Raw genomic sequence first — 17,388 nt, 5'->3', positions numbered from 1 at the left:
TCAGCGGCGCGCGCCGCTCACCGGGATGAAACGCACCGGGCGCATCCGGCCGAAGTCGGTGCGGCGTTCGCTGCGCACGCGTGCGTTCGGGTCGAGCACGCAGGCGCTGCCGGCATCGCGCAGATGTACGTCCCAATGCCAGCGGTCGTTGCTTGGATCGTGATTGATCGCGACGATGCCGTCGCCGTCGCATTCGCGCCAATCCGACACCGTGCGTTCGGCACCGGCGGCTAAGCCGAGCACGCGCAACATGCGTCGCAGTTGCCGCGCATCGGTGAAGTAGCCATCGGGCGCGCTGCGTACGCCCGCGCCGACGCGGTGGCGATACGGCTTGGGGCCGATGTCGAGTGCGCGTGCCAACGTGCGTGCCTGGGCGTAGCCGATTCCGGCCAGCATCGCGACGCAGGCTAGGCCGCAGCCGCTGCGGTCTTGTTGGAGTTGGCGTTGGAGCATGGGGCGGTTGGACGTGCTAATGAGGTGTCGGCTATGAGATTAGCAGTGGTGCGGATGGAATGCCTCGCCGATCGGATGGCATAGATTTGAAGCAGAAAAGGTAGCGAAAAGACATTGAAAGAAATGGTGCAAACCGTATGTGGCAGCGCTGGCAGAGTCCATTCTTTGGAGTTTGGTTCGGTCGGCCTACACTGGCCACGCTTGGCAAAAGGAGACCCGCCATGAAATTCCGCCCCCTCGCGCTCTTGGTCATCGTGGTGTCCTGCGCGCTGATGAGTTGCAAAACCATCGATCCAGCTAACAGCATGCTCAAGGATATGCAGGAGCGCGCGACGCCTGAACCCTATGACAGCGTGTCGCCCGCGCACGAACAGCGACGCGCAAAAGCGGAGATGGTGCGGTGGGTCGAGCGGTATCTGAAGCATGAATATCGGGTAGTTGATCGACGTTTCGTCTTGGCCGCTCCCGGGGACACCAACTTCGCGTGGATCGGCTCTAAGGCGCACCAATTTGTCACGCAGACCCTGGGTGGGACAATGAAGACCGATGGCTGGTTCGACGATGATAATTACATGATGTTTCTGTGGGAGTTTGGCGGTGGACCGCCGCGCTATGTCGCTTTTGCGATCACCAATGATTTCTTACCTGGCACGCGTGAGCGCGCCTTAATCGGCTATTTTGAACTTTTGCCCTCGACTAAACGTTGACGAAAACGGCCTGGATATGAGATCGATGTGGCAAAGGAGCGGCAACGCCCAACGGCAGGCTTTTAGGGGGCGGACGGTCGCCCTCTGCCGCTGATATCCGTTGGGGCGACACCGGACCAAAACACATGGGCGCGCGCGACAGGTCCGGTCTAAACTGATCGAATTCGGCAAAAGGAGATTCGCCATGAAATTTCGCCCTCTCGCGGCCTCGCTGGTCCTGATCTGCTGCGCGCTGGCGAGCTGCAAAACCATCGAGCCTGCGAACAGTACACTCAAAGACTGGCAAGAGTCGGCGACGCCTGAGCCGCTGGGCACCGTGTCCCCTGCACAAGAGCAGCAGCGAGCAAAAGCGGCGATGCTGCAATGGGTCGAGCAATATCTGAAGCATGAGTATCGGGTGGTGGGGCAGCGTTTCGTCTTGACCCGGTCCGGAGACACTGCAGGGGCGGGCGTCGGCTCCAGGGCGCGTAGCTACGTCACTCAGACGCTAGGTGGCGTGATGCAGACAGATGGCTGGTATGACGACGATAGTTACATGATGCTGGTGTGGAAATTCGGCGGTAGCTCGCCGCGCTATCTGGTCTTCGTCTTGACTCGCGATTTTCTGCCCGGCACAGATGAGCGCCGCATGGCAGGCTATTTGGAACTCGCGCCCGCGACGAAGAACTAACGAACGCATTGCGACAGGGAAACGTTATGGCCAGGGAAGAACGACAGTACACAGACAAAAATCTATATGGAGCCGATAGCCTTCCGCATGCGGCGGATATCCGTCAGGACGACATCTACAACTGCTATTTTCTCGCGCCGATGGGCTCGCTCGGCGAGCAGCAGCCTGATCGCATTCGAGATGCGATCAGCTTCAATGCCGAGACCGGAGAGTTCACTGTAGCGCTCTATCGCCCACCGAGCACGCAGGAGCGTAGTCAAGGGCGGACCGACCCGATCAGGGAATCGATTGTTGTGTCGCAAGAGGATATTCGCCGGAACATCGATAGGGGCGGTGGCGGAACGGTAGACAATAATCGCAGGGGAGATGGTCCCTTGTGGCCTACCGTGATCGAAGCCGGGTTCGCAGAACTGTACGGCCGTGATGCGCAGGGACAAGTCAATCTGGGTCGAGGCTACCGCACGATCGGCGATTCGACAGGTGGCGGTGGCCTGGCCGACGGCATGTATGCCTTGACCGGAGAATCAGGCCGCAATCTACGCATCATCAATCCCGATGCCCCTCCGATGCGGCCCACCGGTCCCGATCATGTCCAACGCTCCGAGCCGCCTCCTTACCGCGCGCCCTTACATGGTGCCAGGGTGCAACTGGATACGGCTTACGCTGAGGTAGAACAGGCATTGGCGGCAAATCGGTCGGTATCGATGGCGACACAGGGACGGGACGTTCGCGATGGCCTTGAGCAAAGTCATGCCTATATGGTGGTGGGCTTGTCACGCGATCCGCGAACCAACGAGGCTCTGATCACGTTGCGCAATCCTTACGGCCATAACCAGTTTGCCCAAGAGGGAAACCAGAACATCGGTGCAGGCTGGACCACGGACAACCCGGAAATCACAGTCAACCTCAACCGCCTGGTCCGCGACGGCAGTTTCGCCGAGTTCAATATCGGCCCGGCGGCGCGCGTGCAGACGCAGCAACAAGGCGCGCCCGCACCCGCGCAAGGCGCACCAGTACAACCGGCGCCAGCGCAACCCGCTCAGGCTGAGCCGCAGCCGCCGGCACCTTCGCCTCCCGGCGCGCTCTCCATAACCGACCGCAATCACCCAGGCCACGAACGCTTCCAGCAAGCGCTGACCGCGATCGAGCGCTCACCGAACATCCCGGCCGGCGCGTTGACGGGCGAACGCCTGCAGCAATCCGCCGCCAACCTGGCTTACGCCAGCCTCGCAGGCGCGCAGCGCCCGCAAGGCGGCCAGAACGAGCGCTTGGACCGAATCGATTTCGTCGTCTTCAACAACGACCGCAGCGGCCTGATCGCCGGTCAAGGCGAGTTGGGCAACCCGACCGCAAAACTGGCCTTGCTGCCTGGCGCGCAAGACAGCGCCACGAGCTTGGCGCAAGCCTCGCAGCAGGTTCATTCCACGCTGGCCCAACAGCAGTCGCAAACACCGAGCGCGGCGCAACAACCGTCCACGCAGACGCCGGACGACCCGACGCCGAAGGGGCCGAGAGTTTAACGAGCTGGCGTGCGGCAAAGACCTCCTGCGGATTTCGCCCGAAGGTCGACACACCAGCCCCCCTCGAGGGAGGCTGGTGCCAACGCCAGACTCAGTTGAACCGATACGTCACGCTAAGCCCATACCGCCGCCCAAGGATGTCGTAAGTGCCGATACCGACCTCGCTCGGCGTCGTACCCAGCGGCGGATCCTTGTCGAGCAGGTTCTGCACGTTGAAGCGCACGATCACGTTATCGCCGAAACGATAATTGGCGCCCGCGCTGAGCAGCCAGTACGACGGCACGCGCAGGATGTCGCGGGTCTCCACCGTGTTCTCGTTGTCGAACACCGACGAGCTCAGATAGCGCGCCTGCAGGTTCAGGCCCAGCGCGTTCTTCTGATAGTCCACGCCGAACTGATACTGCCGCTCGGCCATGCCGATTTCGCCCAGGTCGTCGTCCACCGACACGCCGGTGGTCGAGCTCTCGAAGCGCTTGACGATCAAGGCGTTGGCGGTGAAATCGAACTTGCCCCAATCGCCTGCGTCCCAGCGGTAGCTCAGCTCGCCGGTGATGCCCTGGAAATGCATGAAATCGCCGTTGCGGTAACGTACGCCGACGATGTCGAACTGGCCGTCGGCGCTGCGCCGCACCTGTTGGCAGTAGTAGTTGGCGTTGTTGACGTTGGCGGCGTTGAAGTCGGGATTGTCGTAGCAGGCCGACAGCACGTCGTTGATCGACTGGGCGAAGATCTGGTCCTTGAGCTTGACCTCGTTGTAGTCCACCGCCAGGCGCAGGCCGCGGATGAACTCGGGCTGCCAGACGATGCCGGCGGTCCAGGAGTCGGCCGATTCGTTGTCCAGGTTCGGCTCGCCCTGGCGCGCGCCGCGGGCGTTGGCGCTGTTCTGCTGGAAATCCACCGGGTTCAGGCCGTACTGCTGGTAGAACGCCGCGCAGTTGCGCGCACGCACCGCCGGGTCGGGGCCGGCGGTGACGTTGCGGCGGTCGCAGGGGTCGGAGGTGGCCTGGAACAACTCCACCTGCGGCAGGAACAATTCGGTGATCACCGGCGCGCGCAGCGAGCGGGTCTTGTTGCCGCGGATCAACAGGCCGGCGATCGGTTCCCATTGCAGGCCGTAGGTGTAGGCGTTGAAGCCGCCGTTGACGCTGTTGTCGACGCGGCGGAATTTGCCGGTGATGTCGAGCCGGTGCAGGCCGGGAATGTCGGCGTCGGGCGACACCAGCGGCAGCAGCGCTTCGGCGTAGTACTCGTTGGTGTGGTACTTGCCGTTGAGCGGCGGAATCGCCACCGCGCGGCCGAGTCCGCGCCGGGTGAAGTCGTTCGGGGTGAAGCCGCCTTCTTCGAGCCGGTACTCGTAACCCAGGGCGACGTTGAGCGGGCCGCTCCACAAGTCGGCGACGTTGCCGTTGATGAAGGCGCTGAACACCTTCTGCTTCTGTTCGAAGTCGGTGGACGCGCGGTCGGTGACGTAGTCGATCGCCGCCTGCGAGGGCCGGCCCTGGCCGAACAGATCCAGCGGCACGCAGTTGGGATCGGCGATCGGCTCGGAGTTGGCGCCGGCCGAGGCCAGATACACCGCGTTGCGCGCGCTCGGATCGCAGACCAGGGTGCCGCCGACGTTGCGCACGTTGATGGCGTTGATGAAGTTCTGCTGGTTGAGCGCGGTCGAGGAGACGGTGGCCTGCATGCGCCCGTAGTTGGCCGAGACTTCCCAATCGAACGAACGCGAACCCAGGCCGAAATCGCCGCGCGCGCCGACCACGATGCGGTCGATGTCGGTTTCCACCCGGTCCGGGGTCAGGCCCAGATCGGCCGAGGTGCGGGCCAGGCGGAAGCTGCCGATGTTCAGCGCCGACAACTGCTGGCGCGCTTGCGCGTTGAGCAGCGGATGCGTGGACGACACCAGCAGCGCGCTGTTGAGGCGGGTGCCGGCGGTGGTGTTGCTGGTGCTGCCGATATCGACCGGCGGGTTGGCTTCGGAGTGGTAGTGCATGCCTTCCACGAACAATCGCACGTTGTCGGCGACGTCGTAGTGGGCGATCACGTTGGCCGATTCGCGCTGCAGGCTGGTCAGCAACGCGGTGATGTCGGCGGTGTTGAGGCCCTGGCCGCCGGACGCGGTGGCGGTGCCGAAGTTCACGCCCGGGTCGTAAGGCACGATGTCGCCGTTGGGCGCGAACTGCAGATACGTGCGTTTGTTCGGGCCGAAACCGATCAAGGCGCCGCCGGTTGAGGTGATCGCGCCGCTGGCCGGCAGGATCAGGCCGCCGAAGGTGTTGGTGAAGGTGCGCGCATCGCGGATCAGCACAGCGCCGGGGATGCCGTCGGCCGGGCCGGTGTCGAAGGGAATATTCGGATTCACCCGCCCATCGGTGGCTGGATTGCGGCCGGGCTGATTGGCCGCCATTTGCGCGGCGTTGGGATTGGCCGGGAATGCATAGGCGCGGGCGAAATCGGTGCGGTCCGAACGCACCAGGCCCTCGGAATCGTCGTAGGAGCCGCTGAACATGACGTTGCCGCGGCCGTCGGCGAAATCAGAGCCGGCGACGAAGCTGTAGCCCAGGTTCTGGTTGTCGCTTTGGTCGCTGATGCCGTAGTTGAAGTTGACCTCGGCGCCCTGGAAGCGGTCCTTGAGGATCACGTTGACCACGCCGGCGATCGCGTCGGAGCCGTAGGTCGGCGCGCCGCCGATGGCGACGTTTTCGACCCGGTCGATCATCTGCACCGGAATCGAGTTCAGATCGACCTGCGCGCCCGCCGACGAGCCGAAGTTGGTCAACGCGCGCGAGGTCACCACGCGGCGGCCGTTGATCAGGGTCAAGGTGCGGTTGCTGCCCAGGCCGAAGCGATTGACGAAGTTGACGCCGGCGGCGAAGTTGGCCTGACCGCCCTCGGGCGTTTGCGCGATGCCGAAGCCGACGGTCTGATTGAGCGCGTCGGCGATATTGGTGAAACCGCGCTCGCGCACTTGCTCGCCGCCGACCACCGTGGCCGGTTCCAGGGTGTCGAATCCGGTGCGCGGAATGCGCGAGGCGGTGACCTGGATGCCTTCGAGTTCGGTGGCGGCGCGTTCGGCCGGCGCCGCGGCGGCTTGGCCGGCAGCTGCCGGCGCATCCTGCGGCCCGGCGACCGCAAGAGCGGGCGCGGCCAGAGCGAAGGCGATAGCGATGAGCAAGGGACGGCGCCGCGGCGCCTTCCCGTCGGTGATGGTGACCATGTTGTTCCCCGTCGTGCGCCGGCCCGAGGCGGCCGGCTCGTTCACTTAGCGCCGCGTGGGCGTCGGCTCGCAACCGGGTGATGTGCGGGGAAGCAATAAAAAAATGTGACAGGCCACCTTATCTTACTGATTCTGTTAAGTCGCTCGAACGGCATAAGCGATTTTAGCGATCCAGGGCCAGTCGATTGCGCGATTCGGGCGGATCGATTAGCAAGTGCGGTGCATGCGCGCGCCAGCGCGCCGACCCGTTATCGGCGGCGCGCGAATCCCCAATCGGCGGCTACAGCTTCAGCACCCAATCGTTGTAGCCGGGGAAGTAGGTGGGATGTGCCTTCATGTACTCATCGACTTCGTCCATGTGGTCCTTCTCGCGCTTGAAATCCAGATCGCGCTTGTCCGGATCGAGGAATTCCACATAAGTGTCGGCGCCGCGGTTCTTCTCCCACTTGGTTTTGAAATCGGCGAATTCCTCGCGATGGAAATCGAAGATGCTGCGGTCGCCCGGCGCTTGCCGCCCGCCCCAGTCGGCGCCGCGCAGCTCGCGCAGGTTGTTGATGTAGTCGCGGGCGTTGCCGAAGCTGTTGAGGGTGGTGACCGCGTAGTCGTACTTGAGGTTCCAGTCGCCGTGGGTCACGCCGTCGTCGCCGAGCTTCTTGAACCACTCGTACTGTTCCTTGGCTTCCTTCTTGTCCTTGGCGTTGTTGACGAACACCGACACCAGTTCCGAAACCACGCTCAGGGCGATGCCGATCGGGCCTAGCCCGCGGGTGATCGCGCCGACCACGCGTTCGGCGACCGCGCCGGCGGCCTGGCCGCCGACCGCGGAAACGAATTTGCTGCCGGCCTTCAGCACGTCCGGGGCCAGATCCAGCGTACCGGACACCACCCCGAGCACGGCTTCGGCCTTCTCCGCGGCCGAGCTGTCGTCGGAGAACGCCTTGGCCGCGTCCATGCCGCCGGTGACCACGCCGAGCACGCCGCCGGCCTTGCCGGAATAATCGGACAAGACCTTGAGCGTGGACTGGGTGATGCGCGAGAGATTGCCCTTGGCCGGGTCGCCGGCGGCCTGTTCCAGGCCCTTGAGGATCTGGTCCTGGTTGGCGACATCGGTGGCGGGAATCTTGGCGTCGGCGACGTTGTCGCCGATCGCGCGCACCGCCTGGTTGCCGTAGCGCGTGTCCACGCCGATGTTGTCCTTGACCGACTTGTCCACGCCGAGCAGGTCCAGCGCCGAACCGTCGACGCCCTTGCTCAGGTTCGACAGCAGCTTGGCCGCGTCGGGCAGCGAGCCGGCCATGCCGATGATGCCGCCGGCCACGGCGAGCTTTTCTTCCGGCGTCTCGCCGAGCCCGTCCTTGACCAGGCCGCGCACGGTCGAGGCGATGCCGATCGCGCCGGTGACCGACGGCAGCAGGCCGCTGGAATCGAGTTGGCCGACCAGCTTGCGGATGCTGTCTTTCTTGTCGCTGGCGAAATCGACGTTGGCGAAGGCCTTGTCGATGTCTTCCGGGGCGTAGCCTTCCTTACGCAGTTCCGCGGCGACGTGGGCGAAGTCGCGCTTGGCTTCGTCGCCGCCCTTGTCGAGAAATTCCTTGATGCCTTCAGCGGTGTCGAACGGCAGCTTGGCCTTCTCCATCGCATTGGTGACCGCGCCGAGCCCGGCTTCCACGCCGTCGACTTCGGCTTCCGGGGCGAACGAATCCGAGGCCAGGCCGGCGTCGATGTCGCGCGCCAACGCGTTGACCGCGAATCTCTGTCCCGAGGACTTGGCCCGATCGGGATCGAGCAGGGACAACTGCGAGATCGCGTCTTCGACATCGGCCTGCGCGCGCGGCTGGTCCCACTTGGGCAGCTTGCCGATCTCTTGCACGTAGTCCGCGCTTTCCACGGTCTTGGCCAGTTTGTCGGCCATCTTGTTGCGTTCTTCCTCGGGCACCTTGCCGATCGCTTCCTTCAGGCTCTTTTGATAGAGCGAGGAGACCTGCTCATCGCGCATCAACGCGTCCAGGCGTTGATTGATCTTGCCCTCGTCGAGCATCTCCTTCATGTCGGCCGGTTCGAGCTTGAGCAGGTTCTCGGTCTCGGTCTTGGTGCGTCCGCCGACGTTGATGTGGCGGTTCTCGTAGACCGGATGGATGAACTTGCCGTCGCTGACCGCGCTGCGCGCTTCGATCATGCGCAGGAATTCGGCTTGCGGGCTGCCGTCGTACAGATTGTCCTTGCCCTTGAGCTCATCGATCATCAGCTTCATCGCCGCGTCGCCGACCTTGAGCTTGTGGCCGTCGACTTCCTCGGTGGTCTCCAGCGAGAACACGTCGGTCTTGGCGATCGGATCGAGCCCGGCGCGTTCGCGCGCGTTGTCGATGGTCTTCTGGCCCAGGTCGAGGTACTTGCGCTCGGCGGTCGCGTAGACGTCGGGCGAGTTGTTCTGGTTGACCGCGAACTTGTCGCCCTTTTCGGTTTCGAACCGCAGCCAGCCGTCCTTGTACTCGCCGGGGTAGGAAACGTTCTTGATGTCCTGATAAAGGACGCGGTCGTCCTTGCCGACTTCCTTGAAGCCGTCGCCGAGCACGTCCTTCGGCGCTTCGGCGGGTTTATCGTCGCCGCGGTCGGGTTCTTTCGGCGGGGTGTAGGGCTTGTCGGTGTCGATGAACTCGGCGGCTTTGTCCTTCGGGATGTTGTCGTCGGCATAGCCGTGAGACACCGCGTCGAGCACGCGCTGACGGTCTTCCGCGCCGATCCGGCCCTTGTCGACCAGGCCGTCCAGTCGGTCTTTCTGCAGCCACGAGCCCAGCGCGCCTTTGTCTTTTTCCATCACCACGCCGATGAAGCGGCCGCGGTCGGCGGCGCTGAGCGTGGGCAGAAATTCGCTGGCCAACGATTCCAGACGCCGGTTGTAGTCGTCCTTCTTGTGCTTCTTCTCGCCGACGTCGTGCAGCTCCTTGGCCAGTTCTTCCAACTCGGCGCGGGTCGGCGAAACATAGTTGGGATCGTTCTGGGCGGCGGCGTTGACGACTGGCCGGGACTTGATGGCTTCGATGGACATGGTGACCTCGCGTTGATTCACGAATTCCGTGTGACAGCGCTGTCAAGGTTGGTGCCGGTGCGGGGCGCGGTGAACTGGGGCAAACCCTGGGTTCGCGGCGAATGAATGGCACCGGCGTCGTGCTTTTCGAATCGCGGGTGCGATGCGGCCGAGTACTAAAAAATTCGACGTTTCTTCGTGCAATCGATAATCGACTGTCGAGCGATCGCGGTTTCGGCGCGCGTGGGATCGCGAGTCGAAAATCGATCGCTTAAAGGAGGTGTCGAGGCCGCAGGTGGCGCGCCGCTTTGCGGTGAGTTCCGCGGCGGCTGAAGGGGCGAGGCGGAAGCCGCATCGGCCCCAAGCCGAGGGCAGGCGAACGCCGCGCCTTGGGCGGCCTCGATGCCCCGTCGCCGCAGCCGCTACCGCCGCTCGGGCCGCTCAGGCGCCGGCCCCCTCCGGGCAGCCTGCTGCCGGCTGAACAGGGCCGCCGCCGCCCGGCACTTTGGCCGGCGCCCGCGGTCGAACTGGCTCCGCAGCCAGCGTCCGGTAGCGGGGCGGATTCGCGTATTCCCAGGACGGCCACGCTGCGACGGCTACCCCCTGCACCCCGTTGCCACCAGTAACGCTTTGATAGTTATGAATAATTTTTGATTCATCCCGGCGCGGCAGGCTACTCGGGCGAGGCCCTGAAGCCCCGCCGGTCGCGACACGGCCAGGCCTGACCGCGTCACGATCGAGCCGCACCGACGTTCCAATCCCGCAACACAGCGGAACTCTCCCTTGCTTTAGCAGTCCTATAGGCCGACTGCTAAGATGGATCCCATGAACGCTACTGCCCAATCCACTGCTCTAGTCGCCAACAACCTGCCTGTGCCCAGCGCGCTCGGTTCGCTGGACGCGTACATCGGCGCCGTGCACCAGATCCCGGTGCTGACGGCCGAAGACGAGCAGGCGCTGGCGCGCCGTTTCCGCGACGGGGAAGACCTCGACGCGGCCCGCGAACTCGTTCACTCCCACCTGCGCTTCGTGGTCCACGTGGCCCGCGGCTACAACGGCTACGGCCTGCAGATCGGCGACCTCATCCAGGAAGGCAACATCGGCCTGATGAAGGCGGTCAAGCGCTTCGACCCGGAACAGGGCGTGCGCCTGGTCTCCTTCGCGGTGCACTGGATCCGTGCCGAGATGCACGAGTTCATCCTCAAGAACTGGCGCATCGTCAAGGTCGCCACGACCAAGGCCCAGCGCAAGCTGTTCTTCAACCTGCGCAAGAGCAAGAAGCGCCTGGGTTGGATGAACGCCGAGGAAGTCAGCCAGGTCGCCAAGGACCTCAACGTCTCCGAGCGCGAAGTGCTGGAAATGGAATCGCGCCTGTCCGGCCGCGACATCGGTTTCGATGCGCCGGCCGACGAGGACGACGACCACGCCCCGCCGTCGCCCGCCGCGTATCTGCGCGCTGTCGAGGAAGATCCCTCGCAGAGCTACGAGCGCGAGGACGAAGAAGACAACCAGCTCGCCCTGCTGCGCGAAGGCATGGCCGGCCTGGATGCGCGTTCGCGCGACATCATCAAGCGCCGCTGGCTCGATGCCGACAGCAAGATCACCTTGCAGGAACTGGCCGACGAATACGGCGTCAGCGCCGAGCGCATCCGCCAGATCGAGGCCAACGCGCTGAAGAAGATGCGCGGTCTGTTCGCGGCGTAATTCCGCCACGTACCACGCGATGCGATCGAACGGCCCGGGAAACCGGGCCGTTTCGTTTTTGCGTCGCGCGCGGACATCGGTGTCGACGCCGAGCGCAAGCAGCGGATATCGCCGGGTCGCGGCGCGGCCTAGTCTGGCCGCGTCTTCCACGAGAACCCCGAGTTGGCCATGACTTCCTACCGAATCGACGGCCTGGCGCCGGACGCGTTCGCACCGCTGTTCGCGCTCGACGACCACCAACTGCGCGCGCACGGTATGCGCCGCGTCGTTGCCGACAACCCCACCGGCTATCCCTGCCGGGTTTCGCTGAGCGAAGCCGAGCCCGGCGAGACGCTGATGTTGTTGACCTACGAGCACCACGCCTGCGACGGCCCGTACCGCGCCAGCGGCCCGATCTACGTGCGCGAGAACGCCGCGCGCGCGGCGCACTTGGACAATCAGTTGCCGGCGATGCTGCGCACCCGCCACCTGTCGCTGCGCGCCTACGACAGCGACGGCTGGATGCTCGCCGCGCGCGCGCTGGACGGCAGCGAAGCCGATGCGGCGTTGGCGGAATTGTTCGCCGATGCGCGGGTCGCGCAGATCCATGCGCACAACGCGCGCTACGGCTGTTTCCTGTGCTCGGTCGCGCGCGCGTAAGCCGTCGGCGCGATCGCGGGCACGGCTTGGGGCGATGGGTACATCGCCCTTCGCGCGAGGTGGCGATCGCGCCGCGCAGGCTCGCCCGGATTCAGACGATCCAGGCGGGCTTGAAGTAGCGCACCTTGCCGTCTTCGTTCAACAGCGGCCGGTGATAGCGGGCGCCTTCGAAGTAATAGTGGGTGACCTGGCTGTGCCGGGTCCGCAGCGGGTCGCGCGTGATCGAGCCGCCGTGCAGCAAGTTCGCGGCCCAGATGAAGGCTTGGCCTTTGCGTATCGTCGCCAGCGCCGGCTTCAATTCGAGCCTGCAGACCAGGCGCGCGATGTATTCCTCATAGAGCGGGTAGTTGCGGGCGGTGGCGAAAACGGGATTGCGCCCGGCCAGGCGCCTGACCCAGGTCATCGCCCCTTGCGGCGGCGGTGCGCGGCGCGCGCCGAGATCGGGTTCGGCGAACACCTCGGCCATCCGCGCCTCGGGCAATTTGTGGCTGCCGGGGTAATACACCACCGCGCCGTTGTTCTCATCGATATCCTCCAGCGCCACCCACACGCCGCACATGCAACCGGCCGGATCGCTGTTGAAATGGATGGTGTCCGAGTGCACAGGCTGCTGAGTGCCGACCCGGAAATTCAGCGTCTGGAACGCGCGCGCCTTGCGGCCGTGCAGTTCGGCGAGTATCGCCTCGACCGTTGGCGCCAGGGCGATATCGCGTACGCCCGGATCGAGTTTCCACGCGTCCTGGGTGCGCGAATTTCCCTCGCCGTCGGCGAGCAGCAAACCGTTGCCGATGCGTTCGCGCACGCCGTCCAAGGTGGCGCTGTCGATCTGCGGATCGATGACCAGATAGCCGTCGTCGGCGAACTGTTGCTTCTGCGTGGCGCTGAGCATGGCGGATCCTTGGCAAGGGCGGTGCCGACCGCGCAGCGAAGCGCCGCGCGCGATGGGCCGCGGCAAGGTGGGTAGCTCGGGTCGTGGATGGACTGAAGCGGTCGCGACTATAGCGGCGATCGTCGCGGCCGGGGAGCGGCTTAGGGCGGCGCCCGCGCAAGGTCTTTATCTGCCGTTGCCGAACGCCGTCGCGATCCGTCGGCGCTCGATCGGGGCGGCTCGCGCGGCCGAAGCGACGCCGGCGTCGCCGGGCTCAGACGATCCAGTCGGGTTTGAAGTAGCGCATCTTGCCGTCTTCGTTCAACACCGGCCGGTGATAGCGGGTGCCTTCGAAGTAGTAATGGCTGACCTGGCTGTGCCGGGTCCGCGATGGATCGTGTCGCGGCGAGCCGCCGTGCAGCAGGTTCGCCGCCCACACGAAGGCCTGGCCTTTGCGTATCGTCGCCAGCGCCGGCTTGAGTTGCAGGCGCTCGACCATGCGCGCGATGTATTCCTCGTACAGCGGGTAGTTCGCGGCGGTGGCCACGATCGGGCCGTGTCCGGCCAGGCGCCACTTCAGGCTCATCCACGACCACGGCGCATGCGGCGGCGGTGCGCGGCGCGCGCCGAGGTCGGGTTCGGCGAATACCTGCGGCATGGTCACTTCCGGCAGCTTGTGGCTGCCGGGGTAATACACCACCGCGCCGTTGTCTTGATCGATGTCTTCCATGGCCACCCACACGCCGCACATGTAGCCGTTGGGGGCGCTGTTGAAATGGATGGTGTCCGAGTGCACCGGCTGTTGGGTGCCGACGCGGAAATTCAAAGTCTGAAACGCCCGCGTCTTGCGGCCGTACAGTTCGGCGAGGATGGTCTGCACCGCCGGCGCCAGGGCGATGTCGCGCACGCCCGGATCGAGTTTCCAGGCGTCCAGAATGCGCGGAATCTCCTTGCCGTCCGGCACCAGCAAGCCGTTGCCGACGCGTTCGATCACCCCGTCCAGGGTGGCGTGGTCGATCTGCGGGTCGATGACGACGAAGCCGTCGTCGGCGAACTGTCGTTTCTGGGCGTCGCTGAGCATGCGCAATCCTGGGCGTGGGCGGCGCGGCCCGCTCGCGGGCGGCGCGCTCGCAGACGCAGCCGCCTTGCGGCCGACTGCGTCGTTCGGGTTCGAGGCGGGCCGGACTATAGCGGCGACCGAGGTCGCCGATTAGTGCGTTTCGATGACTCTCGCCATGCGCCTTCATCTGCCGTTGCCGAACGCCGCCGCCAGCGGCGGCGCGCTTGCCCGTGTTCGGTCAGGGCCGCTTCGGATCTCCGACGCCGCTGGCGCGCCCGCCGAAAATGATCCGCGCATGCCGCTGGTAAGTGAAGTACGCCCACGACCAGTTGAGCATCACGATCAAGCGGTTGCGGAAGCCGATCAGGAAGAACACGTGCGCGGCCAGCCAGAACGCCCAGGCCAGGAAGCCGGAGAATTTGAAGCCGCGCAGATCCACCACCGCCGCGCGTCGGCCGATGGTCGCCAGATTGCCGAAGTCGACGTAGCGGAACGGCGCCAGCGTGCGTCCGTCCAGGCGCGCGCGGATCGCGCGGGCGACGTAGCTGCCCATCTGCTTGGCGCCCGGCGCGACCCCGGGCACCGGCTGGCCGTTGGCCTGTTTGATGCTGGCCAGATCGCCGGCGACGAAGATCTGCGGATGGCCGGGCACGCTGAGGTCGGGTTCGACCAAGACCCGGCCGGCGCGGTCGCGCGGCGCATCCAGCAGCGCGCCGAGTCTGGATGCGGCCACGCCGGCGGCCCACAGCACCGTGCGCGCGGGAACGAATTCCGCGCCGAGGGTGTAGCCGTCGGCGTTGATGTCGGCGACCGGGGTGCCGGTGACCACTTCCACGCCGAGCCGCTGCAGTTGTTCGCGGGCTTTGTCCGACAGCGATTCGGGAAAGCTCGACAGCACCCGCGGCCCGGCCTCGATCAGCCGCACCCGCGCCTGCGCCGGGTCGATCCGGCGGAATTCGCGGCGCAAGGTCTTGCGCGAAATCTCGGCGAGCGTACCGGCCAGTTCGACCCCGGTCGGGCCGCCGCCGACCACGGCGAAATGCAGCCAGGCGTTGCGTTCGGCCTCGCTTTCGGCCGCTTCGGCGCGTTCGAACGCCATCAGCACGCGGCGGCGGATATGCAGCGCGTCGTCGAGGGTTTTCAGCCCCGGCGCGTCGCCGGCCCATTCGTCGTGGCCGAAATAAGCGTGGGTGGCGCCGCTGGCGAGCAGCAGATAGTCGTAGCCGATGACATCGCCGTCGCTCAGCGAGACGTTGCGCGCGACCGGGTCGATCCCGACCACTTCGCCCAGGCGCACTTCGACATTGTTCTGGTTGCGCAGGATATGCCGCAACGGCGCGGCGATGTCCGGCGCCGACAGGCCGGCGGTGGCGACCTGATACAGCAAGGGTTGGAACAGATGGTGGTTGCGGCGGTCGATCAGGGTGATGCGCACGTCGGCCGAAGCCAGCGCGCGCGTCGCCCACAAACCGCCGAAGCCACCGCCCACCACGACGACGTGCTTGCGCGAATCGGTCATGGCGATGTCCTCAGCCGCTCAGGCGCTGTGCGAGTTGGTCTTCGAGCTTGCGCTGGTCGGCGGCGAAGCGGCGGATGCCGTCGGCGAGTTTGTCGGTGGCCATCGCGTCTTCGTTGTGCTGCCAGCGGAACGCCGATTCGCTGAGCGCGGCTTCGGGCTCGGCGCGCTGGCCGCCGTCGCGCAGCGCGCGTTGCACGTCGCCTTGGGTGGCTTCGAGTTCGCCGAGCAGCTCGGGCGAGATGGTCAGGCGGTCGCAACCGGCCAGCGCCAGCACCTGCCCGGTGTTGCGGAAGCTGGCGCCCATCACCACGGTGCCGTAGTCGTGACGCTTGTAGTACTGCCAGATGCGCGCGACCGACTGCACGCCCGGATCGTCCTGCGGCGTGGCCGGCTTGGGCGCGCCGTTGGCCAGATGCCAGTCGAGGATGCGGCCGACGAAGGGCGAGATCAGGTACACGCCGGCCTCGGCGCAGGCCACCGCCTGGGCGAAGGAGAACAGCAGGGTCAGATTGCAGTGGATGCCTTCGCGTTCGAGCTGCTCGGCGGCGCGGATGCCTTCCCAGGTCGAGGCGACCTTGATCAGCAAGCGGTCGCGGCCGATGCCGGCGCGCTCGTACAGCTCGACGATGCGGTGGGCCTGGGCCAGGGTGGCCTGGGTGTCGAAGCTCAGGCGCGCATCGACTTCGGTGGAGACGCGGCCGGGGATCAGCTTGAGGATTTCGCCGCCGATGGCCACCGCCAGACGCAGGCCGGCGTCGCCGACGCGGGCGGACAGGTCGCTGCCCTGGGCCTGGCCGATGGCGGCGTCGATCAGCGGCGCGTACGCCGGCAGGCCGGCGGCCTTGAGCAGCAGCGAGGGGTTGGTGGTGGCGTCGAGCGGGCGGAACCGGGCGATGGCTTCGATGTCGCCGGTGTCGGCGACCACGGCGGAGAGTTCGCGCAGTTGTTCGAGTTGGTTGCTCATGGGGGAGTCGTCGTTTCGTCGTTGGATTCCCGGCCATTCTCGCCGATGCGGGTTAGCCCGTCATGAAGCGGCCGTATCTTCTGCCCGCGCCGCGACGGCGGTTGCGCTAGGCTGGGGGCACAAGGCCGGCCCGCGTCCGGGCGGCCGCGAGGAGAGCGATCGGATGGCCGTGGCCACGGAAGAAAAGCGCATCGCCCTGCTGATCGACGCCGACAACGCGCCGGCGGCGAAGATCGAAGTGATCCTGGCCGAGGTGGCGCGCTTCGGCGTGGCCAACGTGCGCCGCGCCTACGGCAACTGGAAAAGCCCCGCGCTCAAGAGCTGGGAAGCGGTGCTGCACGAATACGCGATCCGGCCGATCCAGCAGTTCGCCTACAGCAAGGGCAAGAACGCCTCCGACATGGCGATGGTGATCGACGCCATGGACTTGTTGTACGCGCGCAACCTGGACGGGTTCGCCATCGTTTCCAGCGATGCCGATTTCACTCCGCTGGTGATGCGGCTGCTGACCGACGGGGTCAAGGTGTACGGCTTCGGCGAGAAAAAGACGCCCGAGCCGTTCGTCAATGCGTGCTCGAAGTTCACTTATGTCGAAGGCCTGGGCCAATTGCCCAGCGAAGACGCGCCGGCCGACGAAGCGGCGACTACGCCGCCGCGCAGCGCCAAGGAAATGCGCAGCGATACGCGCCTGGTGCGGATGCTGCGGCGTGCGGTGGAAGCGGTCGCCGGCGACGACGGTTGGGCGCATCTGGGCGCGGTCGGGCATCAGATCGCCAATCAGGCTTCGTTCGATTCGCGCAATTACGGTTATCGCAAGCTCAGCGATCTGATCGAAGCGATCGGCTTGTTCGAATCGCGGCGCGACAATCAGATCGTGTGGATTCGCGACAAGGCCAAGAGCGGGGCCAAGCCGGCGGCGCAGGCCGCGCCGGCGGCGGCCAAGGCGGCTGGCGCGGCCAAGCCCAAGGTCAAGCCGAAGGCGTAACCGAGCGGCTGATGGGGTGTCGGTTGGTGCGGGTTGGTCGTAATTGTGGCGTCGCGG

At 65.6% G+C, this 17,388-nt stretch carries 13 protein-coding genes; 6 read left to right on the top strand and 7 right to left on the bottom strand.

The window, feature by feature from the left end:
- On the bottom strand, positions 1-453 hold the full coding sequence (locus tag V7787_RS32710; RefSeq protein ID WP_336091546.1) for a hypothetical protein: 453 nt from the start codon (positions 451-453) through the stop codon (positions 1-3).
- 221 nt (positions 454-674) lie between these two features.
- Here V7787_RS32710 and V7787_RS32705 point away from each other — a divergent pair, with 221 nt between their 5' ends.
- From V7787_RS32705 to V7787_RS32695, 3 genes are all read left to right on the top strand, one after another.
- Positions 675-1,160 (top strand): hypothetical protein, encoded by a 486-nt coding sequence (locus tag V7787_RS32705; protein ID WP_336091545.1) that lies wholly within the window; start codon positions 675-677, stop codon positions 1,158-1,160.
- Between the two features lie 184 nt (positions 1,161-1,344).
- Positions 1,345-1,830, top strand: a complete 486-nt coding sequence (locus tag V7787_RS32700; RefSeq protein WP_336091544.1) for a hypothetical protein — start codon at positions 1,345-1,347, stop codon at positions 1,828-1,830.
- Positions 1,831-1,856: 26 nt separating this feature from the next.
- On the top strand, positions 1,857-3,350 hold the full coding sequence (locus tag V7787_RS32695; protein ID WP_336091543.1) for an XVIPCD domain-containing protein: 1,494 nt from the start codon (positions 1,857-1,859) through the stop codon (positions 3,348-3,350).
- 91 nt (positions 3,351-3,441) lie between these two features.
- Here V7787_RS32695 and V7787_RS32690 read toward each other — a convergent pair whose 3' ends face one another.
- Both V7787_RS32690 and V7787_RS32685 read right to left on the bottom strand, forming a co-directional pair.
- Positions 3,442-6,567: a TonB-dependent receptor domain-containing protein gene (locus V7787_RS32690; protein ID WP_336091542.1), complete on the bottom strand. Its 3,126-nt coding sequence runs from the start codon at positions 6,565-6,567 to the stop codon at positions 3,442-3,444.
- A 280-nt stretch (positions 6,568-6,847) separates the two neighbouring features.
- Positions 6,848-9,613, bottom strand: a complete 2,766-nt coding sequence (locus V7787_RS32685; RefSeq protein WP_336091541.1) for a hypothetical protein — start codon at positions 9,611-9,613, stop codon at positions 6,848-6,850.
- A gap of 804 nt (positions 9,614-10,417) precedes the next feature.
- Between V7787_RS32685 and rpoH the strand changes: the two genes are divergently transcribed.
- Both rpoH and V7787_RS32675 read left to right on the top strand, forming a co-directional pair.
- Positions 10,418-11,296 (top strand): RNA polymerase sigma factor RpoH, encoded by an 879-nt coding sequence (rpoH, locus tag V7787_RS32680; protein WP_336091539.1) that lies wholly within the window; start codon positions 10,418-10,420, stop codon positions 11,294-11,296.
- 168 nt (positions 11,297-11,464) lie between these two features.
- Entirely contained in the window at positions 11,465-11,935 is a 471-nt protein-coding gene (locus tag V7787_RS32675) for a DUF1203 domain-containing protein (RefSeq protein ID WP_336091537.1), read from the top strand.
- A 91-nt stretch (positions 11,936-12,026) separates the two neighbouring features.
- Here V7787_RS32675 and V7787_RS32670 read toward each other — a convergent pair whose 3' ends face one another.
- The 4 genes from V7787_RS32670 to tal form a co-directional block, all read right to left on the bottom strand.
- A complete protein-coding gene (locus V7787_RS32670) occupies positions 12,027-12,824 on the bottom strand; it encodes a phytanoyl-CoA dioxygenase family protein (protein ID WP_336091535.1) in 798 nt (265 codons plus the stop codon).
- A gap of 253 nt (positions 12,825-13,077) precedes the next feature.
- Positions 13,078-13,884 (bottom strand): phytanoyl-CoA dioxygenase family protein, encoded by an 807-nt coding sequence (locus tag V7787_RS32665; RefSeq protein ID WP_336091534.1) that lies wholly within the window; start codon positions 13,882-13,884, stop codon positions 13,078-13,080.
- A gap of 217 nt (positions 13,885-14,101) precedes the next feature.
- Complete coding sequence (locus V7787_RS32660; protein ID WP_336091533.1) at positions 14,102-15,382, bottom strand: NAD(P)/FAD-dependent oxidoreductase; 1,281 nt, start codon at positions 15,380-15,382, stop codon at positions 14,102-14,104.
- 10 nt (positions 15,383-15,392) lie between these two features.
- Complete coding sequence (gene tal / locus V7787_RS32655; protein WP_336091531.1) at positions 15,393-16,346, bottom strand: transaldolase; 954 nt, start codon at positions 16,344-16,346, stop codon at positions 15,393-15,395.
- 163 nt (positions 16,347-16,509) lie between these two features.
- Between tal and V7787_RS32650 the strand changes: the two genes are divergently transcribed.
- A complete protein-coding gene (locus tag V7787_RS32650; protein WP_336091530.1) occupies positions 16,510-17,331 on the top strand; it encodes an NYN domain-containing protein in 822 nt (273 codons plus the stop codon).
- Positions 17,332-17,388 lie beyond the last annotated feature (57 nt).

It is taken from the genome of Pseudomonas sp. CGJS7, assembly GCF_036961695.1.
Note: the sequence above shows the minus strand (reverse complement) of the source record. Positions and strands in the feature narration are given on the sequence as shown.